This is a genomic window from Kitasatospora sp. NPDC090308 (genome assembly GCF_044769485.1).
In the GTDB taxonomy this organism is placed as follows: Bacteria; Actinomycetota; Actinomycetes; order Streptomycetales; family Streptomycetaceae; genus Kitasatospora; species Kitasatospora fiedleri.
This window is the reverse complement of record NZ_JBIVXY010000003.1, coordinates 94,425-117,715: the sequence shown is the minus strand read 5'-3', so window position 1 is coordinate 117,715 and position 23,291 is coordinate 94,425. Positions and strand designations below refer to the sequence as shown.

24 protein-coding genes are annotated in these 23,291 nt (G+C 76.4%); 18 read left to right on the top strand and 6 right to left on the bottom strand.

Translation table 11 applies throughout. The annotated features are described in order from the left end of the window. Positions 1-114 precede the first annotated feature (114 nt). Entirely contained in the window at positions 115-726 is a 612-nt protein-coding gene (locus ACIQVD_RS08175; protein ID WP_402286909.1) for a CGNR zinc finger domain-containing protein, read from the top strand. A 77-nt stretch (positions 727-803) separates the two neighbouring features. Here the strand turns inward: ACIQVD_RS08175 and ACIQVD_RS08170 are convergent, their stop codons facing one another. Beyond that, the gene (locus ACIQVD_RS08170) at positions 804-2,237 is read right to left on the bottom strand and encodes a glyceraldehyde-3-phosphate dehydrogenase (protein WP_400678670.1); all 1,434 of its coding nucleotides are present in this window, start codon (positions 2,235-2,237) and stop codon (positions 804-806) included. 410 nt (positions 2,238-2,647) lie between these two features. On the opposite strand from ACIQVD_RS08170, the gene ACIQVD_RS08165 reads away from it, so the two are divergent. From ACIQVD_RS08165 to ACIQVD_RS08140, 6 genes are all read left to right on the top strand, one after another. After that, on the top strand, positions 2,648-3,178 hold the full coding sequence (locus ACIQVD_RS08165; RefSeq protein ID WP_402286906.1) for an EF-hand domain-containing protein: 531 nt from the start codon (positions 2,648-2,650) through the stop codon (positions 3,176-3,178). A 194-nt stretch (positions 3,179-3,372) separates the two neighbouring features. After that, complete coding sequence (locus tag ACIQVD_RS08160; RefSeq protein WP_400678668.1) at positions 3,373-4,491, top strand: isocitrate/isopropylmalate family dehydrogenase; 1,119 nt, start codon at positions 3,373-3,375, stop codon at positions 4,489-4,491. 74 nt (positions 4,492-4,565) lie between these two features. Further along, complete coding sequence (locus ACIQVD_RS08155; protein WP_402286903.1) at positions 4,566-5,333, top strand: cysteine hydrolase family protein; 768 nt, start codon at positions 4,566-4,568, stop codon at positions 5,331-5,333. A gap of 111 nt (positions 5,334-5,444) precedes the next feature. After that, the gene (locus ACIQVD_RS08150; protein ID WP_402286901.1) at positions 5,445-6,398 is read left to right on the top strand and encodes an SAM-dependent methyltransferase; all 954 of its coding nucleotides are present in this window, start codon (positions 5,445-5,447) and stop codon (positions 6,396-6,398) included. A gap of 93 nt (positions 6,399-6,491) precedes the next feature. Then, a complete protein-coding gene (locus tag ACIQVD_RS08145) occupies positions 6,492-7,121 on the top strand; it encodes an RNA polymerase sigma factor (RefSeq protein WP_400678665.1) in 630 nt (209 codons plus the stop codon). Then, complete coding sequence (locus tag ACIQVD_RS08140; RefSeq protein WP_402286898.1) at positions 7,118-8,137, top strand: CU044_5270 family protein; 1,020 nt, start codon at positions 7,118-7,120, stop codon at positions 8,135-8,137. Before ACIQVD_RS08145 ends, ACIQVD_RS08140 begins: the two co-directional genes overlap by 4 nt. Before the next feature lie 21 nt (positions 8,138-8,158). Here the strand turns inward: ACIQVD_RS08140 and ACIQVD_RS08135 are convergent, their stop codons facing one another. Further along, positions 8,159-9,178, bottom strand: a complete 1,020-nt coding sequence (locus ACIQVD_RS08135; protein ID WP_402286895.1) for a hypothetical protein — start codon at positions 9,176-9,178, stop codon at positions 8,159-8,161. Between the two features lie 95 nt (positions 9,179-9,273). On the opposite strand from ACIQVD_RS08135, the gene ACIQVD_RS08130 reads away from it, so the two are divergent. The 10 genes from ACIQVD_RS08130 to ACIQVD_RS08085 all read left to right on the top strand — a co-directional run bounded on the left by ACIQVD_RS08130 (position 9,274) and on the right by ACIQVD_RS08085 (position 17,006). Further along, the gene (locus ACIQVD_RS08130) at positions 9,274-9,879 is read left to right on the top strand and encodes a TetR/AcrR family transcriptional regulator (RefSeq protein ID WP_402286893.1); all 606 of its coding nucleotides are present in this window, start codon (positions 9,274-9,276) and stop codon (positions 9,877-9,879) included. Between the two features lie 165 nt (positions 9,880-10,044). Continuing rightward, positions 10,045-10,836: a PIG-L deacetylase family protein gene (locus ACIQVD_RS08125; protein WP_402286890.1), complete on the top strand. Its 792-nt coding sequence runs from the start codon at positions 10,045-10,047 to the stop codon at positions 10,834-10,836. Positions 10,837-10,914: 78 nt separating this feature from the next. Then, the gene (locus ACIQVD_RS08120) at positions 10,915-11,283 is read left to right on the top strand and encodes a LysR family transcriptional regulator (RefSeq protein WP_402286887.1); all 369 of its coding nucleotides are present in this window, start codon (positions 10,915-10,917) and stop codon (positions 11,281-11,283) included. Further along, positions 11,223-11,849, top strand: a complete 627-nt coding sequence (locus ACIQVD_RS08115; RefSeq protein WP_402287723.1) for a LysR substrate-binding domain-containing protein — start codon at positions 11,223-11,225, stop codon at positions 11,847-11,849. Before ACIQVD_RS08120 ends, ACIQVD_RS08115 begins: the two co-directional genes overlap by 61 nt. Before the next feature lie 569 nt (positions 11,850-12,418). Beyond that, positions 12,419-12,634 carry a hypothetical protein gene (locus ACIQVD_RS08110; protein WP_402286884.1) on the top strand — a complete coding sequence of 72 codons (216 nt, stop codon included), beginning with the start codon at positions 12,419-12,421 and terminating at the stop codon, positions 12,632-12,634. Between the two features lie 44 nt (positions 12,635-12,678). Then, positions 12,679-13,284, top strand: coding sequence for an SMI1/KNR4 family protein (locus tag ACIQVD_RS08105; protein ID WP_400678656.1), 606 nt, complete (start codon positions 12,679-12,681; stop codon positions 13,282-13,284). A 58-nt stretch (positions 13,285-13,342) separates the two neighbouring features. Continuing rightward, positions 13,343-14,470 (top strand): hypothetical protein, encoded by a 1,128-nt coding sequence (locus ACIQVD_RS08100; protein WP_402286881.1) that lies wholly within the window; start codon positions 13,343-13,345, stop codon positions 14,468-14,470. Positions 14,471-14,744: 274 nt separating this feature from the next. Beyond that, positions 14,745-14,978, top strand: a complete 234-nt coding sequence (locus ACIQVD_RS08095; RefSeq protein WP_402286879.1) for a hypothetical protein — start codon at positions 14,745-14,747, stop codon at positions 14,976-14,978. Then, positions 14,975-15,448 (top strand): SsgA family sporulation/cell division regulator, encoded by a 474-nt coding sequence (locus ACIQVD_RS08090; RefSeq protein WP_402286876.1) that lies wholly within the window; start codon positions 14,975-14,977, stop codon positions 15,446-15,448. Before ACIQVD_RS08095 ends, ACIQVD_RS08090 begins: the two co-directional genes overlap by 4 nt. A gap of 226 nt (positions 15,449-15,674) precedes the next feature. Next, positions 15,675-17,006, top strand: coding sequence for a hypothetical protein (locus ACIQVD_RS08085; RefSeq protein WP_402286873.1), 1,332 nt, complete (start codon positions 15,675-15,677; stop codon positions 17,004-17,006). Between the two features lie 399 nt (positions 17,007-17,405). Here the strand turns inward: ACIQVD_RS08085 and ACIQVD_RS08080 are convergent, their stop codons facing one another. The 3 genes from ACIQVD_RS08080 to ACIQVD_RS08070 form a co-directional block, all read right to left on the bottom strand. Further along, a complete protein-coding gene (locus ACIQVD_RS08080; RefSeq protein ID WP_100839806.1) occupies positions 17,406-17,897 on the bottom strand; it encodes a thioesterase family protein in 492 nt (163 codons plus the stop codon). Positions 17,898-17,900: 3 nt separating this feature from the next. Beyond that, the gene (locus ACIQVD_RS08075; RefSeq protein ID WP_146616469.1) at positions 17,901-18,158 is read right to left on the bottom strand and encodes a hypothetical protein; all 258 of its coding nucleotides are present in this window, start codon (positions 18,156-18,158) and stop codon (positions 17,901-17,903) included. Between the two features lie 245 nt (positions 18,159-18,403). Then, positions 18,404-20,740 carry a hypothetical protein gene (locus tag ACIQVD_RS08070; protein WP_402286869.1) on the bottom strand — a complete coding sequence of 779 codons (2,337 nt, stop codon included), beginning with the start codon at positions 20,738-20,740 and terminating at the stop codon, positions 18,404-18,406. Between the two features lie 362 nt (positions 20,741-21,102). On the opposite strand from ACIQVD_RS08070, the gene ACIQVD_RS08065 reads away from it, so the two are divergent. Next, positions 21,103-22,038 carry a sigma factor-like helix-turn-helix DNA-binding protein gene (locus ACIQVD_RS08065; RefSeq protein ID WP_402286866.1) on the top strand — a complete coding sequence of 312 codons (936 nt, stop codon included), beginning with the start codon at positions 21,103-21,105 and terminating at the stop codon, positions 22,036-22,038. A gap of 54 nt (positions 22,039-22,092) precedes the next feature. On the opposite strand, the gene ACIQVD_RS08060 is transcribed toward ACIQVD_RS08065, so the two are convergent. Next, positions 22,093-23,121 (bottom strand): LLM class F420-dependent oxidoreductase, encoded by a 1,029-nt coding sequence (locus ACIQVD_RS08060; RefSeq protein ID WP_402286863.1) that lies wholly within the window; start codon positions 23,119-23,121, stop codon positions 22,093-22,095. Between the last annotated feature and the right edge of the window lie 170 nt (positions 23,122-23,291).

The window sequence follows — 23,291 nt, the reverse complement described above, 5'->3', positions numbered from 1 at the left end:
AACGGCAAGCTTTCCCGTGAGATCGAGCGAGGGGACGGCCACCTCCCACCGCGGATCGATCAGTCGACATATCAACCTCCACACCCCTCCTCACGGCCAATACCGGCCTTTACCATGAGGGACATGAGCCCGACCACCTCCGCCGCCCCCGCCGCGCCGCCGCCCGCGCCCGGGGCCGAGCAGTACCCGGCGCTGGACTTCGCCAACTCGCTCCTGGCCCTCCCGGCCGGGCCGCTGGACCTGCTGGCGGCGCCCGGACCGGCCTCCGCGTGGCTGGTGGAGCACGGGCTGGCCCCGGAGGGCGGGCGGGTGCTGGAGCCGTGCACCGTCCGGCTGCGGACGTTCCGGAACGCGGTGCGCGAGCTGCTGGACGCCGCGGTCGCCGGGCGGCCCGCCCCGCCCGGGGCGCTGGCGGCGGTGAACGGGGCGCTGACCGCGGCCCCGGCGGTACCGCTACTGCGCTGGGACGCCGAGCGGGGCCTGCACCGCAGCCCGCCGCACCCGGCCGACCGGATCGCCGACGGGGCGATGGCCCGGCTCGCCGCCGACGCCGCCGAGCTGCTCACCGGCCCGGACGCGGCCCGGCTGGCCCGCTGCGGCGGCACCCCGTGCACCCGGTTCTACGTCCGCACCCACGCCGCCCGGCACTGGTGCTCGACCCGCTGCGGCGACCGCGTCCGGGCGGCCCGCGCCTACGCCAGGAAGCGCGCGGCGGAACAGGGCTGACGGGCCGTCGGGGAGATGCGGGGACCCCGGCCGGCCCGCAGGCCGACCGGGGTCCGCTACCGCCGTCCGCCGTCGCGTCAGTGCGCGGCCGGGAAGGTCGGGTACTCGACGCCGGAGACGTGCTGGACGACCCGGACGACCTGGCAGGAGTAGCCGAACTCGTTGTCGTACCACAGGTACAGGATCGCGTTGTCGCCCTCGACCTTGGTCGCGCCCGCGTCCACGATCGAGGCGTGCCGGGAACCGATGAAGTCGCTGGAGACCGCGTCGGGCGAGTCGATGAAGTCGATCTGCCGCTTGAGCGGGGAGGTCAGCGAGACGTCCCGCAGGTGGTCGAGGACCTCCTCGCGGGTGGTCTCGCGGGCAAGCTGGAGGTTGAGGATGGCGATCGAGACGTCCGGCACGGGGACGCGGATCGAGCTGCCGGTGATCTTCGCCTTGAGGTCCGGGAGCGCCTTGGCGACGGCGGAGGCGGCGCCGGTCTCGGTGATCACCATGTTGAGCGGCGCGGAGCGGCCCCGGCGGTCGGCCTTGTGGTAGTTGTCCAGCAGGTTCTGGTCGTTGGTGAACGAGTGGACGGTCTCCACGTGGCCGCGCAGCACGCCGTACGCCTCGTCCATCGCCTTGAGCGGCGGCACGATCGCGTTGGTGGTGCAGGACGCGCAGGAGATGATCCGCTCGTCCGGCTTGACGGTGTCGTGGTTGACGCCGTGCACGACGTTCGGGACGTCGCCCTTGCCCGGGGCGGTCAGCACGACCTTGGCGATGCCGGGGCGCAGGTGCTTGGACAGGCCCTCGCGGTCGCGCCAGCGGCCGGTGTTGTCGATCAGGATGGCGTCGTCGATCCCGTACGCGGTGTAGTCCACCTCGCTCGGGTCGTTCGAGTAGATCACCTGGATCGCGTTGCCGTTGGCGACGATGGTGTTGGTCGCCTCGTCCACGGTGATGGTGCCCTGGAACTGGCCGTGGATGGAGTCGCGGCGCAGCAGCGAGGCGCGCTTGACCAGGTCGTCGCCGCCGCCGTCGCGCACCACGATGGCGCGCAGCCGCAGGCCGCCGGCCTTCTCGACCAGCAGGCGGGCCAGCAGGCGGCCGATCCGGCCGAAGCCGTACAGCACCACGTCGCGCGGGGCCTGCCGCTCGATCTTGTGGGCGCCGGTCGCACCCGACACCGCCTCGGCGGTGAACTCCGCCACGGACAGGCCGCGGTCGTCGGCGCGGTGGGCGGCGACGAGCAGGCCGAGGTCGATCTGGGACGGGCCGAGGTCGAGCGAGGAGAGGGCCCGGAGGAAGGGGAAGGTCTCGGTGATCGAGAGTTCCTCGCCGGATATCTGGCGGGCGAAGCGGTGCGTCTTCAGGATGCTGACCACCGACTTGTTCACCAGGGAGCGGCTGTGCAGCAGGACGGTGACGTCCCGCTCGCGGTGGAGCCGTCCGATGATCGGGATCATCGTCTCCGCGAGCTCCTCGCGGTTCTTCCAGTCCGTGAACACGTCGTCGTTGACAGTCACAATTCAACTTTCGGGGGGTGGGCCGAGCTGAGGGTCGGCCGGTTCTGAGGGTTGGCCGAGCTAAGGCGCGCCCCATGCTAGCTTCGGCTTCCGCGCCCGCCCGGTGCCGCTCCCCCCGGCCGCCCGCGCCCGCCCGCCCCCGGGCGGCCCACCGGGCGTGACGGCCGCCACACCGCCCTCCGGCGGCGGCCGGTCGGGCCGGACGGACCACCGGACATGACGGCCCGTCAGTTGCCGCCCGAACGGTCACAGGACGTGACAATAATCACTTGGGTAACATTAGTCACTCCCGTGAGTGACGAGCGGTCAGTTTCCGGGACAACGGGCCCGGTTTACCGGCAGAGTAGGAGTTCCCGGCCGAGGCCAGGCCGCGCAGGTCGGGCCCGCCGCGAGCGACGGGACGACTACCCATGGGACATGAGGCCTTCCAGCGGGCCGCACTGGTGTTCACCCTGTTCGACACCAACGGGAACGGGGTGCTCGACGTCGAGGACTTCGACCTGATGACGGAGCGCCTGCTGACCGTGGCCGACGACTCGCCGGCCGCCGACCGGCAGGCGCTCGCCGACAGCCTCAGCCGCTACTGGCAGGTGCTGGCGGAGACGCTGGACACCAACCGGGACGGACTGATCAGCCCGGAGGAGTTCCGCGGCTTCGTGCTCAACACCGAGGTGTTCGGCGCCACCGCCGCGGCCTTCGCCGACGCGCTGGCCGTCCTCGGCGACCCGGACGGGGACGGCCTGATCGAACGGCCCCGGTTCCTCTCCCTGATGACCGCGATCGGCTTCGAGAAGCCCAACATCGAGTCGCTGTTCGACGCCTTCGGGCCGGACGCCGAGGACCGGATCACCGTCGGCGTGTGGGCCGAGGGCATCCGCGACTACTACTCCCCCGAGAAGACCGGCATCCCCGGCGACCAGCTGGTCCCGGAGACCTTCTGACCCGACCCGCCGCCCCGACACCGGAACGTCCCCTCCGACACCGGAACGTCCGCACCGACGCCGGCCCCGCCGGCGCCGGCGCCAGCCACGCCGCCGTCCAGCCGGGTACTCGGCACCCCGAGTGCCCGGCCGGACGGCGGCCGGAACCACCCGGCCGCCGACGCCTCCCGCACCACCTCCCAAGGAGCCCCGCAGTGACCGCACCCCTCATCGCCCTCGCCGTCGGCCGCGGCACCGGCCCGGACCTCGCCCCCGTCTTCGAGCGGGTGCTCGACCGGATCACCCGGCTGCACGGCCGACCGGTCCGGGTGGAGCGGTCACCGCGCACCTACCACTCGTACGTGTCCCTGCGCGCCGAGGCCGCCGGCACCGCGGAGATCGCCGCGCTCACCGAGCAGGACGCCGCGCACTACGAGCGGTTCTGCCGCGACCAGGCCGCCGCCGGGGCCCGGGCGGTCTTCCGCACCGCGATCAACGCCCAGTCGCTGTACCTGGTCCGGCAGCGGCTGGCCGCCGTCAAGGTCGAACCGCTCACCGCCGGGACGGCCCGGCTGCTGCTGGTCCGCGACCAGGCCCAGGGCTTCTACACCGGCGAGAACCTGCACACCCCCGGCAGGGTGGTGCGCACCATGGAGTTCAGCCGCGACGTCACCGAACAGGTGGTGCGCTACGCGGTGCGCCGCGCCCGCGAACTGTGGGCCGAGGGCCCCGCCCGGGTGCAACTCGCCTACAAGTACCACCTGCTGGACGGGGCGCTGGATGACTGGGCGGAGGGCCTGTCCGCCGAACTCGGCCTGGACGTCGCCCTGTTCCAGCCCGACACGGTGAACCGCAACCTGATCGCGCACGGCCCCGAGGACCGCACCCTGCTGGTCGCCGGCAACGAGTGGGCCGACATCATGCACGTCGTCCTGCTCGACCGCTACGGCTCCGAGCGGCAGGAGAACCGCTGCACCGAGAACGTCCACCTGCACCCGGAGCTGGCCGGACTCACCGAGTACCAGACCGTGCACGGCTCCGCCGACGACCTCGCGGGCCGCGACCTGGTCAACCCCGTCGCCACCATCCGGGCCGCCGCTCGGATCGCCGAACGGCACGCCGACTGCCCGGGCGCGGAGGCCGCCGTGGAAGCCGCGATCACCGCCGCCCAGGCCGCCGGGGCCCGCACCCCCGACCTCGGCGGGACGGCCGGGACCACCGCGGTCGTGGACGCGGTCCTTTCCGCCTTTGCAGGAACGTTCGTGCCGAGCCCGGCCGGAGCCGCCGACGGTGCCACGGCCGACACCGCTGCCGCGCCGGCGGGCTCCCGATGAACGCTGAGGGCGCGGCGGGCACTGAGGGCGCGGCAGGTCCGGCGGGCCCGGCGGGCGCTGAGGGCGCTGAGGGCGTGGCCGCCGCGGTGCCCGGGGCCCGGGACGACCGGGACGACCGGGACGACCGGGGCCCGGACGCCTCCGCCGGGACGGCGCTGGTGGTGGTCGACCTCCAGAACGACTTCTGCGCGGGCGAGGTCGCCGCCGCCCGCTTCCCCGGCGACCCCGCGCTGCTGGCCCGGGCCGTCGAGGGCAGCGTCCGCGCGGTGCGGCTGGCCCGGGAGGCGGGCGTCGAGGTGCTGTTCGTCCGCTTCCTCGGCGACCCCGCCTACCAGGGCTCGGCCTGGCAGCGCCGGGACGCCCGGCTCGGCAAGCGGCCCAAGTGCCTGGAGGGCAGCTGGGGCGCCGAGTTCCACGGCGTGCGGCCCCGCCCCGAGGAGGCGGTGTTCACCAAGCGCGCCTGCTTCGACACCTTCCAGGACCCGGACTTCGAACCCCACCTGCGCCGCCGCGGCCTGCGCCACCTCGTCCTGGCGGGCCTGTTCACCGACGTCTGCGTGGACTCCACCGCCCGCACCGCCTTCCAGCGCGGCTTCCACCTCACCGTGCTGCGCGACTGCACCACCGCCCTGCACCTGGCGGACGCCGACATCCTGCGCTTCATGAGCCGGGTCTACGGCGCGCGGATCACCGAACTGGACCGCCGGCCCTTCACCGAACTCACGGAGTTCCCCGCCTTCCCCGACCCCGCCGAGCCCGCCGAGCCCGCCGAGCCCATCCGTCCCGCCGGTGCCACCGGCGCGGAGCCGGAGCAGACCGGGGCCGCAGCGACCCGGCGGTGACCACCCCCGCCCGGCCGCACCCCGCACCACCCGCACACCTACCCTCTGCGAGAGAGCCATGCCCGGAACCCACGGGACCCACGAGACCCACCGCACCACGGCGGTCCGGCAGTGACCGCACTCGGCACCACCAGCCCCGGTACCACCGGCCCCGCCCACCCCGCTTCCGCCCGCCCCGATCCCGGGGTCGAAGCCGGGGTCGGCCGGACCGCCCTGCTGGTCGCCAACGCCCGCGCGCTGGAGGCGCGCCGGAGCGAGGCGCTGGCCGTCGACCCGTTCGCGGCCCACTTCGTCCGCGCCTCGCCCGGCTGCGCCGACTGGCCGGACGACCCGGCCCGGGTGGTCCCGGGCGACCCGGTCTGGGAACGGCTGGCCACCTACTTCGCCCTGCGCACCCGGGTGTTGGACGACCACCTGCTCGCCGCGACCGCCGCCGGCACCCGGCAGGTCGTCCTGCTCGGCGCCGGGCTGGACAGCCGGGCCCACCGGCTGCCCTGGCCGGCCGGCACCACCGTGTGGGAGCTGGACCGCCCCGAGGTGCTCCGCTTCAAGCAGCGCGTCCTGGACCGCCTGGACGCGGCCCCCACCGCCCACCGCCGCACCGTCCCGGTCGACCTGCGCGACGACTGGACGGGCGCCCTGACCGCCACCGGACTCGACCCGTCCCGGCCGGTCGCCTGGCTGGCCGAGGGCCTGTTCCTGTACCTCCCCGCCGAGAGCGAACTCGCCGTCGCCACCGCCCTGGACGGCCTCAGCGCCCCCGGCAGCACCCTCGCCTACGAGATCAAGACCGGCCTGGAGTCCCCCACCGTCCGGGCCGCCCCCGTCTACGCGGACGCCCGCGAACGGCTCGGCGTCGACCTGCTGGCCCTGTTCGCCCCCGGCCCCCGCCCGAACACCGCCGCCACCCTGGCCGCCCACGGCTGGACCACCACCGTCCGCACCCCCTTCGACCACGCCCCCGCCTCCCGCCTGCGCACCGAACCCCACGACGCACTCGCCGCCAACCGCTGGGTGACCTGCGTCAAGCACACCGGCGCCAGGACGGTGGTCCGGCTCCCCTGACGTTCTCCCGGCCCCGGCCCCCGTCGATCCCCGTCGATCCCCGGTGTGACGCGGCTCACGGGAACCCGGGCGGGCGGACGGACAGGGAGGGGTGTGGAACTGTCGCAACGGGCCCGGCTGCGGGCGGGGGAACAGACGGCGCTGGGGGAGCTCTTCGACGAGCACGCCCAGGCCCTGTACGGCTACGCGCTGCGGGCGCTGGGGGACTGGGCGGCGGCGGAGGACGTGGTGTCGCTGACCTTCCTGGAGGCGTGGCGGCTGCGCGGGAAGCTCCGGGAGGACGGGGAGTCGGTCCGGCCGTGGCTGTTCGGCATCGCCACCAACGTGCTGCGGAACACGGCGCGGGCCGGGCGGCGGCACCGGGCGGCGATGGCCCGGCTGCCGGAGCGCGAGCCGGTGCCGGACTTCGCCGAGGAGCTGGTGACCCGGCTCGACGACCACGCCCAACTCGCGGCGGTGCAGCGCGCGTTGGCCGGGCTGCGGCGCGGCGAACGGGAGGTCTTCCGGCTGTGCGTGTGGGTCGGGCTGGACTACGCGTCCGCCGCCGAGGCGCTCGGGGTGCCGGTCGGCACCGTGCGGTCCCGGCTGTCCCGGGCCAGGGCGCGGCTGCGGGCCCTGGCCGAACGGGAGTTGACGGAGGACCGGGAACCCGGGCCGAGCGGCGGACAGGTACGGGACGGCGGCTACGGAGTCGCCCGGTCGATCCAGGGGAACGCGCGATGAACCACGAACCCGGAACGCTCCCCGCCGACCGCGAGCGGCTGCTGAAGGAGCACCTGATGAACGAGATCGCCAGGGACCACGCCACCACCGCGGCGCGACGGCCGCGCAGGCGGCGGGGCTGGCTGGTCGCGCCCCCGCTGGTGGTCGGCCTGGCCGCGGCCGTGGCCCTGCTCGCCACCGGCCACCCGGCGGGCGACCCGGCCCCGACGACCCGGGCCGGCGCCGCACCCCTCTTCCCCACCTCCGCCACCCCCTCCACCTGCCCGGACGGCACCGCCCCCACCGACCGGGCCTCCGCGCCCGCCACCCCGGCACCCGGCTCCGCGCCCGCCGGGGTGACGGACGCCCGGCAGGCGTTCGCCGCCGCCGCGCAGGCCGCCGCGTCGAAGCCGGTGCCGCAGGTGGACGACAGTCAGTTCCTCTACAGCGAGACGCTCCAGCGCTTCTCCGGCGAGGACGCCTGCGTGCGCCGGGAGTGGATCGCGCTGGACGGCCGCACCGACGGCGTGATCATCGATCCGCACAACGGCCGGATGTCCTTCAGCCCCAACTCCGGTGGCCTGCCGACCGGTCTGCTCGTCCCGAACCACGCCTACCTGGCCGCCCTGCCCACCGACCCGCAGGCACTCCTGGAGCAGATCCGCGCCCAGCACCCCGAGGGCGGCGACGGCGACGCGGACGGTGCCGCGTTCCGGGTCATCTCCAACCTCGTCTCCACCCAACTGCTCACCCCCCGGACCGCCGCCGCCTTCTGCCAGGCCGCCGCCGCCGTCCCGGGCGCCACCTTCGACCTCGCCGCCGTCGACCTGACCGGGCGTCACGGCATCGGCGTGATCCGGGCGGACGCGACCGACCGGACGGAGCTGATCTTCGACCCACACAGCTGCGAGTACCTCGGCAGCCACAGCGTCCGCCTCGTCACCTTCGAGGGCGGCGACCCCGTCGGTGCCACCTTCGACACCGCCGTGCTGCGCCGCGCGGTCACCGACAAGGCGGGTGAGGTACCCGCGCCCTGAGTGGCCGTCGGGCCCCCGACCTCAGCCCTCCCTCACCAACCCCCGTAGCTCTGGCCCGAGTTCGGCGATCAGGCGGCAGTAGGTGTCGAAGGCCGGCTTGGGCGAGTGGTCGTCGCGCAGCAGTCCGAAGTGGTGGAACAGGCTCTCGCCGGAGCTGTCCGCGTCGCGCAGGGCGAACAGGCTGTAGCCGTCGATGTTGAGCGGCCCGGCCCGGTCGGCGACGGTGCGGATCACCGTCTCCAGCGCCCTGGCCTGCGCGTCCTCGGGGCGGCCGGGTCCGGTGGGCCAGCCGTTCTCGCAGATCCGGATCGGCGTTCCGGCCGGGATGCCGGCTTTCGGCAGGTCGGCGTGCCGGAAGGCGTGCAGCACCCAGGCGGTGGCGTCAGCGAGGCGCTCGGGCGGGACGGGGTGGAAGACGTCCGGGAAGAAGTCCAGGCCGACGTAGTCGAGCGCGTCCAGGAAGGCCCGGTCGGCGAGGCGCCCCAACTCGGGCCAGAAGGTCGCGGCGGGATCGAAGGACGGGACGGCGTTGAAGCCGACGACGGCGTCGAGGCCGAGCGCGCGCACCTCGTCCTTGGCGGCGACCACCCCGGCGACCAGGGCGGCCAGCACGTTGGGGGTGCTGCCGTCCAGCACCGGCTGGTCGGCGTTGGGCTCCTCGCAGACCTGCACCGCGCCGAGCCGGCCGCCGAGTTCGCGCACCTGGGCCCGGACGTACGCCTCCCAGCCGTCCAGGCTGCCGCTCGGTTCGCGGAACTGGAGGACCAGGTCGATCCGTCGACCCGGCCGGTCGAGGTACGGCTGCCAGCCGTCGGGGGTCTGCGGCGGCGGGGTGACGGTGCGGGCGAAGGACCGGTAGATCCGGATCCGGAAGCCGGGTTCGGCGCCCTGCAACAGGTCGAGCGCCCGGGCCAGCCGGACCGGGTCGTCGGGCCGGACGGGGTGGAGGACGCCGCGCTCGTCGCCGAGCAGCGCGCCCGGGTAGATCCCGAACCCGAACCCGGAGCCGCCCGTCCCATTCGCTCCGGTCGTTCCGTTCATTCCGGCCTCCTCACCGCCCGGCACCGGGCACCCCGAGAGAATCTTGGTGTCACACCAATTTTTCAGTGACCCTACCATTCCGTACGATGGGCGCCATGGGCCTTCGCGAGACCAAGAAGCAGCAGACCCGCACCGCGATCGCGGACGCCGCGCTCCCGCTGTTCCTGGAGCACGGCTTCGACCGGGTCACCGTCGCCGAGGTGGCCCGGCACGCGGGCGTGTCGACCAACACGGTGTTCAACTACTTCCCGACCAAGGAGGACCTGTTCTTCGACCGGCAGTCCGAGGTCGAGCGCCACCTCGCCGCCCTGGTCGACCCGCTGCCGCCCGGCACCTGCTGCCCGGCGGCGGCCGTCCGCGACGACCTGTGCGCCGCGCTCGAACGGGGCGACCCGGCGATCGGGCTCGGCCCCGGCTCGGCCGGCTTCTTCCGCACCGTCGAGGCCAGCCCCGCGCTGCGCGCCCGCGAACGCGAGATCGGCGAACGCGTCGAGTCCGCCCTCGCCGCCGCCCTGCCCCCCTCCCCCACCGCGCCCCTGCTGGCCGGCGCCCTGGCCGGCCTCCACCGGGCGACCCTGCGCGAACTGCGCCGCCGCGTCCTGGCCGGCGACCCGCCCGCCACCGTCGCCACCGCCCTCGCCACGGCCGCCACCCGCGCCTTCGCCCCGCTCTGCACCTGCCCCGCCGCCCCGACCCCCTGAACACCCCCGCACCGCACTCGACGGCCCCCCGACCTGATCTGGCGTTCGCCTCCCCTCACCCGCCGGTGCGTCTCCGCGCCCTTTCCCCCGCCTCCGCCGACCCACCCCGGCTAGCGTGACGGCGAGTGCGCGCGGTGGCGCGGAGCGGGAGAGGTGGGTGGCGGGATGGAACTGCCGGACGTACTGGGGGTGTTCGCGCACCCGGACGACGAGTCGCTGTCGGCGGGCGGGCTGCTGGCCCGGCACGCGGCGGCGGGGGCGCGGACCGGCGTGGTGACCGCGACCTGGGCGGAGGGGACCCACCGGGTGCCGGAACTGGCTCGGGCGCTGGCCGAGTTGGGGGCGGGTGCGCCGCGGCTGCTGGGGTACGCGGACGCGAAGGTGCCGGAGTCGGCCCCGGGCGCGGACCGGCTGGTGGACGTGCCGGTGGAACCGGCGGTGCGGCAACTGGTCGCGCAGCTGCGCGAGTTCCGGCCGGACTGGGTGGTGACGCACGACGCGTACGGGGGGATGACCGGACACCCGGACCACCGGCAGACCCACCGGCTGACGCTGCTCGCCGTCCAGGCCGCCGCGCTGCCCGCCCTGTACCCGGAGCTCGGCGACCCCTGGCGGGTGCGGCGCCTGCTGCTCGCCACCCATCCGGACGGCGCGGCGCGCGAGTTGGCCCCGCTGCTGCTGCGCCCCGGCCGGACGGCGTACACCGTGCCGGACGCGGAGGTGACGGCGCTGGACGTCTCCCCCTGGCTGGACCGCAAGCTCGCGGCGGTGTTCGCGCACCGCTCGGAGGTGGAGCGCGGCGCCCTGCCGGGGCGGCTGGCCGCCGCGACCCCGGCGGACCGGGCCCGGATGGCGGGCACCGAGTGGTACCAGCACCACCCGCTGCCGGGCGCGCCCTCGGCGTCCGGGGGCTCGACGCGGCAGTTCCGGGAGACGAAGGCGAGCGAAATCGACTGACATGTCGCGTGCGGCATTGCGTGGAGTGCCCGATGTCACCGCCGGGGCGGGGCCGCCCGCGCGCGAGGAGGGTCGGCCGTGGATCTGGAACTGCGACACCTGCGGGTGCTCTGCGCGATCGCCGACAGTGGCAGCGTGGGCCGGGCGGCGGCGGCGATCGGTGTGTCCCAGCCCGCCACCAGCACCCAACTGCGGCGGATCGAAAGGCGCTTGGGTGCTGCGGTGTTCGACCGGACGGCCGCCGGGGTGGTGCCCACCATCTTCGGGGCCGAGGTGCTGGCCGCCGCCCGCGAGGTACTCGCCCGGGTCGACCGGCTCGGGCGGGGCGCCATCCCGGGCGGCGGGCGCCCGCACCGCGAACTGCGGCTTGCCGCCGACCGACCGCCCTGCTGCCCGGCACCCTGGCCCGGGTCCGGCACCTGCGGCCCGAACTGCGCTTCGTCCTGACCCCGCCCGGGGACGCCGAACCGCCCGCCGACCTCGCGCTGCTGCTCGACCACCCCGGCTCCGGACTGCGCCCGACGCCACCGTCGGCGGGCCGCGCGGGCGCCACCGAGCCGGTGTTCGTCGCCCTGCCCGCCGCCCACCCACTGCGCCACCACGCCGAACCCGCGCCGACCGACCTGGCCGGCGAGTGCCGGCTGCTGCCGACCGCCGACGGCGGGTGCTGGCTCGCGCTGTTCCGGGCAGCCCACGAGTCGACCCCGTTCACCCCCGCCGCGGTACGCGAACTGCCTTACGGGCGACGGGAGGTGCTCGACCCGGTGGCCCCCGGACTGGGCGCGGCGCCGGTGCCGGGCAGCACCGCACCGGTACCGGGCGTCGCGGTCAGGCCGCTGCTGGGAACGCCCCTGTGGCTGCGCCACGTCCTGCTGCGGCGCCGCGCCGCGATCGACCCGGACCTGGCCGACACCCTGTCCGGGGCCGCCACCGCCGCATACCGGGAACTCGCCGGCGAGGCCCCCCACCTGCACGACTGGGCCACCCGGACGTTCCGCCCACCCCGCACCTGAGCCCAGGCCCGGCCACCGCGCGGCCCACTCCCCCGCCGTGTGATACCGCGTTCATGGTCTAGGGCCTGAAGGGCGCCACCGACACCCGGGCAGTGGCCGAGGCAGGCAAACACACCTCCCGCCTGTCCACCGTCCTCCAGAACACGTACGACAACGCCGACTCCACCCGGGCCGGCCCGTGAGGCCACCTGGCCGTCCGCTCCATGTTCGAGCAGCACCCGGCGGACGTACACCGGATGCTCGACCGCTTCCGCACCGGCGGCCACCCGGGCGGGTACGCGGTCCACCACGGCCTCGACACCTCCGCCCTGCCCGCCGGCACGTTCACCCCACCCGCCGCGCGGCGTCCGCCCGCAGCTCCGCGGACTCCAGCGGGCTGTCCCGCAACCCGGCCATCCGCCGGGCCGCCCGCCCCCGGGTGCGTGCCGGACGGCGTAGTGCCGGGCGTCCGCCTCACAGTCCCAGAGCGACTCGACCAGCAGCGGGCCCGCCGCACCGGGGTCGATCGCGTGCAACGCCCGCAGGTGGGCGGGGCGTTCGTAGCTGTGCGGGGTGTGCGCCCAGAACCGGTGCAGCGACCGAGCCGCCGCCGCGGCGGCCGGGCCGAACCGGGCCAGGCCGTCCGCCATCCGGCCCGATCCGCACCACTCCTTCGCCTCCCACTGCCGATCCAACTCGCCTACCAGCAGCGGGCCACCCTCACCGACCACCAGCCGCAGCCCCGCGTCCGCGCCCTGTTCGACCCGGCCGGGCACCCGTTCCGCCTCTGCCACGACCTGTCCTGAGCCACCCCGCGAGGTGTCGGCGGAGTACGGCAGACTGACCCGCCGTGAACACCTCCGCATCCGCGCTCCCGGCCGTCTGGGCCCCGATCCGCGCCTGGTTGGACGACCGCACCCGCCCGGGCCCGCTCCGGCCGGCCGCCGGTCCCGACGCGCTGGACGCCGCCGGGGCGGCGCTCGGGCTGTCGCTGCCCGCCGAGCTGCGGTGCTGGTGGCTGTTGCCGGACGTGGACGGGGACCACTGGCTCCCCGGCGCCTTCGCGCCGCTCGCGCTCCCGGCGGCCCTGGAGTACCGCGAGGTCCAGCTCCAGGTGGCCGCGGCCGAGGGCGAGTCCGTCGGCCCGGACGGCCGTCCCGCGCCCCGCTACCGGCCGGAGTTCCTGCCGATCGCGGAGAGCCCGGGCGGCGACACCCTGTTCGTGGATCTGGGCCCGGGGGACGCCCGCGGCGCCGTCCGGCTCTGGGACCACGAGACCTGGCGGCCGGACGCCCCGCTGTGGCCGTCCGTCACCGCGATGCTGCACGACATCGCGCGCGCCCTGACGACCGGCGCTCCCGCCCTGCTCGGCCACCGCGCCCTCGGCGGCTCCGCCCCGCCGGTCACCGCCGTCGTCGGCGCGGACGGGGGCCTCGACTGGTCGGTGGCGGGGTGAGCCTGCCGACGGGCGGTCGTGGCCGGGGGTCGGGCGGGGGTGGGCGATCATTCTCGGTATGACCCCCGTTCTGGTGTTCGGCCTCGCCGCGATGATCATGCTGTGGACGCGGCGGCGGACCGGCGGGCCCCGGCCGGGGCCGGTGGCGGAGCGGGCGGGGGCCGTCCCGGCGGGGTTCGATCCGGCCGCGTACGGGCTGGTGCCCTCGGCGGAGTTGGACCCGGGGCGGGCCGGGCCGCCGATGCGGCTGCTGCGCCGCAAGGAGCTGGGGGCGCTGGCGGACTCCTGCCTGGCGGGTGGCTGGCGGGCCGCCGAGGCGTACGTGGCGGCGGCGGGGACGGACTGGGACGAGCGCTGGTCCCGGCTGGACTTCCTGACCCGGGTGGCGGCCGAGCGCGACGCCTGGCTGACCGCCTGGGAGGAGGCGGGGACGGCGCCGTGCGCCGCCGCGACGGTCCGGGCCCGGCTGCTGGTGCAGCGGGCCTGGGAGGCGCGCGGCAGCGGCTTCCCGGCGCAGGTCGCGCCGGAGCGGCTGGCCGCGTTCCGGACGCAGCTGACCGCGGCGTACGAACTCGCGCGGCGGGCGGCCGAGTCGGACGGGCGCGATCCGGGCCCGTGGGTGGTGATGATCGCGGCGGCGCGCGGGGTGCGGCTGCCGCGGCGGGAGTTCCGGGAGCTGTGGGGGGAGGTGGTCGCGCGGGCCCCGCACCACGTCGGCGGGCACTGGCAGGCGATGCAGTACTGGTGCGCCAAGTGGCACGGCAGCGACGCGCTGATGCTGCGGTTCGCGGTGCGCGCGGTGCACTCCGCCCCGGCCGGGTCTCCGCTGCCCGGGCTGTACCTCCAGGCGCTCACCGAGCTGGAGTCGCGGCACGGCCCGCGCGGGCTGCCCGGCGGTCGCCGGTACCGGGAGCTGCTGCCCCGGGTGGCGGCGGCGCTGGACGGCACCCCCGCGTCGAACGACCAGGTGCCGCTGCTGCGGCACCTGCTGGCGCACTTCGCCCTGACGTCCCGACAGCCCGCGCTGGCGCTGGAGCAGTTCCGGCGGATCGGCCCGTGGTGCGGCGCCCACCCGTGGTCGGCCGGGCCCGACCCGGTCCGGGCCTTCGACCGGGCCCGCGCGCTGGCCGCGTCCCTGGCCGCCGCGGACGGGACGGGCGACGACCGGACGGCCGCGCCCGCCTGACCCGGCCCCGCGTCCCGTCCCCCGCCACGCCCCTCCCTCCCGGCGCCCGTCGTCGGGACGAGTCGGACGGGCGTCCGGGGCGGCCGGTTCACCACTACGGGGGCACCGCGGCGGGGCCGTGGCGGCGGGACGGCACCCGTCCGGTGCGAGGGGTGACGAGTGCCGTGACCGCCCCCGGGTTCGGTCGTTATCCCCGAACGTGAGTGCCGACCCATGGGCCCCTATGGGCGTCCGAGACGAAACGATTCAGCAAGCTCCCATCTACGCACGGTTGGTGACCCTCTGGCACCAGTCCGGCCGCACCGTGCCCGGCCGCCGGGACCACGAGTGGTCCCGGCTGGTCACCCCGCCCCGGTTCTCCGCCCACCCGGCCCCCGAACGGGAGCGCCTCTCCCCGCACCCCCCGCCCGATCCGGCCCCCGCCGCCCCGCCACCCGCTCCGCTTACCGCCCCGCCCGTCACGTCCCCCACCACCCCGTCCGTCGTCCGTCCGAGGGAGGACCGGTGACCCACCAGAACACCCCGCGCGCCTGGCTCCGGCGCAACGGCGGGCCGGACTGCGTGCTGCTGCTGGACGTGACGGTGTTGCCGTGCCCGGGGCTGCGGGTCTCGGTGCCCGCCCGGCTGCGCTACCACCGGGCCGACCCGTACGCCGTGCACCTGGACTGCCACGTGGACCTGGAGGAGCCGATCACCTGGCTGTTCGCCCGCGAGCTGCTGGTGGAGGGCCTGGAGGGGTGGGCCGGGATCGGCGACGTGACGATCCGGCGGTCGAGCGCGGACGGGGACCTGCTGGCGATCGCGCTGAGCACGCCGGGGCAGACCGCGGTGCTGCACACCCCGGCCGGGCCGGTCCGCGAGTTCCTGGAGCTGACCCACCGGGTGGTGCCGGCCGGCACCGAGCACCTGCTGCTGGACGCCGGGGGGCTGCTGCGCCGGATTCTGGCCGAGGCCGTGGGACCGGAGAAATACGAATAACACCGGGCCGATCATATTCCTGTCGGGTCATCACATTCTCCACGGCCGAGAACCCGGCCACCGCAGCGTCAATCACTCCTTCGCCACCGAACGGAGACGGCCGCCGCGATGTCGATTTCCGTCCCGGCCGTGGAACGGCCGGTATTCGCCGGAAATCGGTATTCGCGGTCGGCGCCGCCCGTTATTCTGAGGCCAGCCCCGAGGTGGTCCGCACGAGGAGTCGTCGATGTCACACGCCCGCGGTCCGAACGTCGCGCTGCGCGGCTGCATGGCGGAGGCCGGGTGGAACGGCCCCGCGCTGGCGGCCGCGTTGCAGAAGGTGGCCCGGGAGAGCGGCTTCAGCGTGGGCTACGACCGGACGACGGTGGCGCACTGGCTGTCCGGCACCCAGCCCCGCCCGCCCGGGCCGCAGTTGCTGGAGGAGGCGTTCGCCCGGCGGCTGGGCCGCCCGGTCTCCCAGAGCGAACTCGGTCTCCAGCCGACCGAGCAGAGCGCCGCCGAGGAGCCGGAGACCGATCCGACGGACGCCCTGACGGGGCTGCGCCTGCTGCATTCCTGGCCGAATTCCGGCGAACCGCAGGACGAGGCGTCCCAGCCCCCGCTGTTCCAGATCCGGACGCTGCCCTCCCCCCGCTCCCCGGTGGGATCCGCCCCGGCCGCGGAATCCGCGCCCCGGCCGCCGCTGGTCCCGGCCGGACGGCGGCCCGGCCCGGAGCGGGTCGGGGCCCGGCAGGTGGAGGCGGTGCGGGAGATGACGGCGTTCGGCGCCCGGCACTACGACGGGTACGGCGGGGCGATCGCCCGGAGCCTGCTGCTGGGCTACCTGCGGGACCACGTGCTGCCCTGGGCGAAGTCCCCCGCCGGGGGCGCGCGGCACCGCGAACTGCTGGTCGCCGCCTCCCAGCTGGTCCGCCTGGTCGGGCGGACGTACACCGACGACAACCGGCACGGCGAGGCCCAGCGGCACTACCGGCTGGCGTACCAGCTGGCCGCCGAGGCGCAGGACGGGCAGGCCCAGGCGATGGCGCTGCGCGACCAGAGCACCCAGGCCGGGGCGCTCGGGCACCAGGCGTACGCGGCCCGGCTGGCGGACGCGGCGGCCGAGCACCTGCCGCCGGACGCGGCACCGGGCGTGCGGGCCTTCGTGCTGGCCCAGCAGGCGGTGGCGGCGGCCCGGCTGCGCCGGGCGGCGGAGGCGCTCAGGCACCTGGAGGGGGCGCAGCAGTGGGCCGGGCGGGCGACCGCGGAGGGCGGCCCGCACCGGTACCCGGAGCCCGCCCTGCTCTACCAGGCCGCGCAGGTGCACCGCTCGCTGCGGGCCACCGATCTGTCGCTGTCGTACCTGCGGGCCTCGCTGCGGGCCCGGCCGGCCGGCGAGCACCGGACGATCGGGGTGTCGCTGCTGCAACTGGCGCACCTGGAGCTGGACGCGGGGAACATCCACCAGGCCCGGCGGGCGTACACGAGCTTCCGGGAGCGGCAGGACGCGCTGCGCTCCCCGGCGACGACGCTGCGACTGTCGCGCCTGGAGAGCCGGTTCGCCCGGCTGGGCGGGTAGCCGAGTTCCCCGGGCCCGCCCGCCCCGGGGGCAGACGGAGGCCCGGGGGCAGGCGGAGGCCCGGCCCGGCCGGGGGGTGAGCCGGGCGGGCCGGGGGGTGAGCCGGGCGGGCCGGTTGCTTGGCGGGCCGGGGCGGCGGGTGGTCAATGGGGGTATGAACGATCCCTCGTACTACCCGCTGGTCTCACCCGTCCCCCCGTGGCCGCCGTCCCCGGAGGCGCCGGAGGCACCGTCCCCGGAGCCCGCACCGGCCCCCGGAGTCCCCGGGGCGCCCGGGGCTCCGGCGGTGGACGGCGGCGCACCGGCGGAACGGGGCCGGCCCCGGGGCCGGGGTGGGGTGCCCGGGCCGGGGCCGGCGGTGCTCCTCCCGGGGGCGGGGAGGGTGTTCCCGTGCCGCGCTCAGGAGGCCCGTTCGCCGAGGACGGGGACCCTGATCCGGCCGGGGGAGCGCACGGGGACGCGGCCGACGGGGGCGACGGGGGCGACCGGTCCGGCCGGGCGGACCCGGTAGCGGTTGAGGTGGTGGCGTTCGGCCTCGCGCAGCGGCCGGCTGCGCCGGGTCGCGGCGTCGGTCGGCACGGTGACCGTCCGGGCCTGGAACACCAGCTGTCCGCGTCGGCGGGCCTCGCAGGTGGTGCTGATCGAGGACCGGCCGAGGCGCTCCACCCAGATCTGCACGGGCAGCGGGGTGGGGCAGTGGTAGAGCGGGGAGCGGTAGTCGATCTCGTGACGGGCGATCATGAACCCGTCCTCGAACAGGTCCTGTCCCTCGGTGTCGTCGTACAGCAGGCAGTAGACGGCCTCCTGGACGTACTGGAGCACCTTGAGGTTGTTGACGTGGCCGAAGGCGTCCATGTCGCCCCAGCGGGTGCGGCACATGTAGGTGTACAACGGTCAGCCGTCCGTTCGGTGTTCGCTGCGGAAGCCCAGGCTGCGGCGCAGGTAGCCGTAGGCGTACGGGGAGCGGTGCAGGGCGGTGTCGTGGCCCTGCTCGTAGACCTCGGCGGCGGTGTCCAGGACGGCCCGGCCGAGGGCCCGCTCGGTGCGGCGGCAGAGCTTCTCCAGTTCGGCCAGCCGCTGGGCGGCGGGCAGCCCGGCGAGGGCGGCGCACTCCTTCTCCACGTGGTCGGCCCCGTCTCGGTGGTCAGACATCGATTCCTCGTTTCCGGTCGGGCTTGGTCCGCGACGCGCGGTGCGTGTTCTCTGGGGGTCCAGCAGGGGATTCATCCGTTGAGGGGGAAGGAGCAGCGGCCTCGTTGACGCTGAATGCCCTTCCGGTGATCAAACTCGATCAGGAACCACCCGGAAACGGCGAATTGCGCGGTCTTCGGTTGAAGATCGCGTCGATTTCGACGGCTTTCAACATCGGCCGCCGGTCACCGCTCGGACGGCGGCGCTCAGCCGACCAGGGTGAGCGCGAGCACCGAGCCGGGCAGCGCGGCGACCACCAGCCCGTCGGGGGTGACCGCGAGGGTGCGGACGGCCGCGCCGAGCCGGAGGTCGGCGCCGCGGTGGCGCTCGCCCCAGCGGCGCAGCCGCAGCAGGCCGTCGGACCAGGCGGCGGCCAGCAGCAGCCCGGCGGGGGTGGCGGCGAGGCCGACGGCCGTGACCGGCCACGGGCGCCGGTCGACCGGGGCGGGCAGCGGCGGGCGGCCGGGCATCCAGGTCCAGACCCGGCCGTCCTCGCCGCCGCTGGCGACCAGGGTGCCGCCGTCGGCCGCGGCCGCGGCCAGGGCGGTGACCGGGCCCTCGTGCAGCGGGTGCTCGGGCCGGTGGACGGCGCCGGTGGCGGTCTCGGTGCAGGTGGCCAGCCCGTCCGGACCGCCGAACACCAGCACGCCCTGGTGCCCGGCGACGGCGGTGCACGCCGCGGGAACGACCACCGGCACGGCCGGCGCGCCGGCCGCCGGGAGGGCCGGCGGGAGGGCCGGTGCGCCGCGGACGGTGAGCGGGCGCAGCGTGCCGGAGGCGTTCAGCAGCAGGGCGCCGCCGAACGGGGTGGCGGCCAGGGCGCGCGGGTGGGGTTCGACCAGCGGTTCGGGCGGGCCCAGCGGTCGGCCGGTGGCGGGGTCGGCCAGGTGCAGTCCGGCGCCGTCGGCGAGCAGCAGGTGTCCGGCGAGCGGGCCGGTGCCGAGGGCGGCGGCGCACGGGCCGGCGGCGGGGGCGTGCTGCCAGACGGCGCGCCAGCGGGTGTCGGCCTGCCGGGCGAGGTCGGCGCAGTGCGCGGCGGCGGCGTCGTGGCGGCCGGTGAGGTGGGCGTGCAGGACGGCGGCGCGGTCGGCGGGACGGGCGGCGGCGGCCCGGTCGGGGGCGGCCCGGCGCCAGGCTTCGGCGAGCGGGGTGGGCGGCAGTCCGGCGTCCTCGGCGCGTTGGAACGCGGCGGTGACGGTGGCGGGTTCGGCGTGCAGCAGCAGGTCGATCTCGGCGAGCATCGGGCTGCCGGGGTCGCCCGCGGAGGCGTGCCGGACCAGCAGGGCGAGGCGTTCGGGGTCGCTGGCGGCGAGGTCGGGGCCGCCGTCGGCGCGGACCGGGATGCCGCCGGCCACCGCCCACATCATCGCGGCGTGGTCGACCGGCGGGCCGTCGGCGGCGACCAGGTCGGCGAGGGCGGCGGGGCGCAGCCGCCAGCGGTCGGCGATCGGGGGCGGCGGCAGCAGGTCCGCGGCGGCGGCGACGGCGGCCGGGTCGGCGCCGGGGAGGGTGGCCCACAGGGCGGTGCTGAGCGGGCCGTCGGCGGCGGCCAGGGCGGTGAGGGCGGCGCGTTCGGGGGCGGGGACGGCCCGCCACCAGGCGGCGGCGAGCGCGGCGGCCCGGTCGGCGGGCGGCAGCGCGGGGTCGGGGGCGGCGCCGGGGGTGCGGGCGGCGAGTTGGGCGAGGCCGGGGCTGGGGTGGGTGGCGGCCGGGTCGACGGGGTGGCCGGTCAGGCCCGCGCACCAGGCGGCGTACGGGGCGGGGTCGGTCCACTGCGGCTGGTCGAGGTCGAGGACGGCGCCGGTGGGGGCGGCGTCGGCGAGCGCGTCGGCGGCGGGGCCGTGGGCGGCCTCGACGATCAGCAGCAGCCAGGGGACGGACAGCAGCGGGACGAGGAGTTCGCGGGCCAGCCGTTCGGGCGTGCCGGGCAGTCGGGGGCCGCCGGCCCGGTCGAGGTCGGTGACCACGACGGTGCGCGGGGTGCCGTCCTGGAGCGCTTCGAGCAGGTCGGCGGGTTCGCCGGCGGTGAGGCCGAGCAGGTCGGCGAGCCGGGCGGTGGCCGAACGGACCGTCAGCCCCTCGGCGTCCAGCAGGGCGTGGACGCGGCGGCCGGGGCGCGGGTGGTCGGGCGGGCAGGCGGCGGCGAGCCAGGTCAGCAGGTGGGTGCGGCCGCTGCCGGAGGAGCCGGCGATGCGGCACAGCCGGGGCGCGCGGCCGTCCTCCAGCCAGGACAGCAGGGCGCGCCCGGCGGGGCGGCGCCCCGCCCCGAGCGGGGGCAGGCCGGGCGCGGGGGCGTCGGCGGGCGCGGCCGGGGGCGGGGGCAGCGGGCGGCCGTGGCGCGGGTGGGGGCGGTAGGTGCTGCCGCTGTCACCGGGGCCGCTGCCGGGCGGGGTGCTGCCGCGGACGGCGTGCACGGGTATCCGTCCGGCGGGGTCGAGGCCGTCGTCCAGCAGGTACTGCCAGACCGCCGGCCCGCCCCGTTCCGGGGTGCCGTCCTCCGCCCGGTCCGCGAGTCGGACGCCGGTGCGGTTGTCGCTGTCCACTGGTGCCAGTCCCCCGTGCTCGTTCCCCGTCGGCCGTCCCCCTCGGCGGGTGCCCGGGCGGAGCCGGGTGTTCCCCGGTTCGTCGCGGCACCGTCACTTCCGGCCGCGCTCAGCGTACTTGAGCCGCGCGCACGGCCGTTCGAACCCGGGACACCGTTGTGATCCGGGCCACATTCGCGGGTTTCGCGTGACATCCGGCGGGCCGGTCGGGCTCGCTGTTCCCGACACGATCGAGAGGAAGGCCGACCGGGATGAGCGGCAGCGACGGGGGCGGGCCGGACGGGGCGGACCCGGCGGCGACAGCGACGACGACAGCGACAGCGACGGAGCGGGCGACGCACCAGTACGCGGAGCACCGGGGGTTGCTGTTCTCTCTGGTCTACGACCTGCTCGGCAGCGTCGCCGACACCGAGGACGTCCTCCAGGACACCTGGCTGGCCTGGGCCGCCCGAGCGACCCGGACCACCGGGGCCACCGGGGCCACCGGCCCGGCCGCCGAGCCGATCGAGCACCCGAAGGCGTACCTGGTGCGGATCGCGGTGAACCGGGCGCTGGCCCAGCGGGCCGCGGTCAGCCGGCGGCGCGAGACGTACGTCGGCCCGTGGCTGCCGGAACCGCTCATCGGCCCGCCGACCGGATCACCGTCCGAGTCGCTGACCGGATCGCTGACCGGGTCACTGGCCGGGTCGGACGGCGCGGCCGGGGACGCGGCGCTGGCCGCCGAACGGGCCGAGTCGGTGTCGCTGGCCCTGCTGGTGGTGCTGGAGACGCTCTCACCGCTGGAACGCGCGGCGTTCGTCCTGCACGAGGTGTTCGGGTACACCGGCCCGGAGGTCGCCGCGATCCTGGGCCGCAGCCCGGCCGCGGTACGCCAGTTGGTCAAGCGGGCCCGCGCGCACGTCCGCTCCCGCCGCCCCCGCTACGAGCCCGAACCCGGCCTGCGCCGCCAGGTCACCGAACGCTTCCTGGCCGCCGCCCTCGGCGGCGACCTGGCCGCCCTCCTCCGGCTCCTCGCCCCCGACGTCACCCTCGTCGGCGACGGCGGCGGCAAGGCCCCCGGCGGCCGTCGCCCCCTCACCGGCCGCACCAAGGTCGCCCGGCTGCTCACCGCCCTGGCCCCCGAGTCCGGCCCCGGCCTCTCCCTCACCTGGCGCGACGTCAACGGCGCCCCCGCCGTCCTCTTCTCCGCCTCCGGCCGCCCCTTCGCCGTCCTGGTCCTGGACCTGCTCCCGGACAGCGACCTGATCTCCGGCATCCACGCGATCTCCAACCCCGACAAACTCCGCCTCCTCCCCTGACCCGCCCGGTCCCGGTGGGCCGGGCCCGGCGGGCCGGCGGGCCGGCGGGGGCGGTCAGCGGGCGGCGGGGCCGAGGCGGGCGAGGGTGTCGAGGAGGTGGGGGTGGTGGGCGGGTGTCTCGGGGGGCGGGGAGACGTAGAGCTGGATGGCGGTGACGCCGGGCTGCCGGTAGCGGAGGATCTGTTCGTGGCACTGCTCCGGGGAGCCGTGCAGGAAGAGGGCGTCGACCAGTTCGTCGGGCAGGGCGCGTCGGGCGCCCGCGTGGTCGCCGTCGGCCCAGCGGCGGTGCGTCTCGGCGAGCAGGTCGCCGTTGCCGAGCCACTGGTGGAACTTGCGGTAGGGCTCGCGGTTGAGGATCCAGGCGAGGAAGGGCCGGGCGGTGCGGCGCGCGTACGCGGTGTCCTCGGTGGGGCAGACGAACACCTTGACCACGAGTTCCTTGCCGGGCGGCTGCGGGCCGACGGCGTCCAGCACCCTGGGCAGGTCGCGGGCGCGCAGCAGGTTGGTGATGGCGCCGTCGCCCTCGGCGAAGGCGAGCCGGAGCATGCCGGGGCGCAGCGCGCCGAGGATGACCTTGACGGGGGCGGCGGGCGGGTGGGGCAGGCGGTAGCCGGCGATGGAGAAGGTGTCGAAGTCGCCGGCGACGTGTTCGCCGCGCAGGGCGGCGGTGAGGAAGCGCAGCACGTCGCGGGTGCGCTTGAAGGGCTCGTCGAACGGGATGCCGTTGATGTCGGTGACGTGCGCGGGCACCGACGCCCCGATGCCCAGCAGGACGCGTCCGGGGGCGAGTTGGGCGAGGGTGGCGGCGGTCTGGGCGAGCACGGCGGGCCCGCGGGTGTGGACCGGGACGACGCCGGTGGCGATCCGCAGGCGCGGGGACCAGGCGGCGGTGGCGGCCAGCGGGGTGAAGGCGTCGGTGCCGCCGCCCTCGGCGCTCCAGACGTCGCCGTAGCCGAGGTCGGGGAGCCGTTCGACCAGGAAGCGGTGCCGGTCGACGGTCAGGCCGGGCAGCGGCAGGGTGATGCCCCAGGCGGGCTGGCGGGCGGTGGCGGTGGCGGTGGTCGCGGTGGCGGTGGCGGTCACGGGGCGGGTCCTCCGGTTCGGACGGCGGCGCCATCGAGCGGCGAGGGCGGCGAGGGCGGCGAGGGCCGTCGGGGCTGTTCGGACGAGGCTCGCGGACGGCGGGCGGGGCAGCCAGGCAGGCGTTCGTACGGGTACCGGTGGTCATAGGACCGGCCGGACGCGAGGAGTCC

Excerpts from the sequence above, each read along its gene's own strand:
- ACIQVD_RS08175 (WP_402286909.1), top strand. The coding sequence starts at position 115 with ATGAGGGACATGAGCCCGACCACCTCCGCCGCCCCCGCCGCGCCGCCG.
- ACIQVD_RS08165 (WP_402286906.1), top strand. The coding sequence starts at position 2,648 with ATGGGACATGAGGCCTTCCAGCGGGCCGCACTGGTGTTCACCCTGTTC.
- ACIQVD_RS08140 (WP_402286898.1), top strand. The coding sequence starts at position 7,118 with ATGAACCACGAACCCGGAACGCTCCCCGCCGACCGCGAGCGGCTGCTG.
- ACIQVD_RS08135 (WP_402286895.1), bottom strand. The coding sequence starts at position 9,178 with ATGAACGGAACGACCGGAGCGAATGGGACGGGCGGCTCCGGGTTCGGG.
- ACIQVD_RS08130 (WP_402286893.1), top strand. The coding sequence starts at position 9,274 with ATGGGCCTTCGCGAGACCAAGAAGCAGCAGACCCGCACCGCGATCGCG.
- ACIQVD_RS08125 (WP_402286890.1), top strand. The coding sequence starts at position 10,045 with ATGGAACTGCCGGACGTACTGGGGGTGTTCGCGCACCCGGACGACGAG.
- ACIQVD_RS08100 (WP_402286881.1), top strand. The coding sequence starts at position 13,343 with ATGACCCCCGTTCTGGTGTTCGGCCTCGCCGCGATGATCATGCTGTGG.
- ACIQVD_RS08085 (WP_402286873.1), top strand. The coding sequence starts at position 15,675 with ATGTCACACGCCCGCGGTCCGAACGTCGCGCTGCGCGGCTGCATGGCG.
- ACIQVD_RS08075 (WP_146616469.1), bottom strand. The coding sequence starts at position 18,158 with ATGTCTGACCACCGAGACGGGGCCGACCACGTGGAGAAGGAGTGCGCC.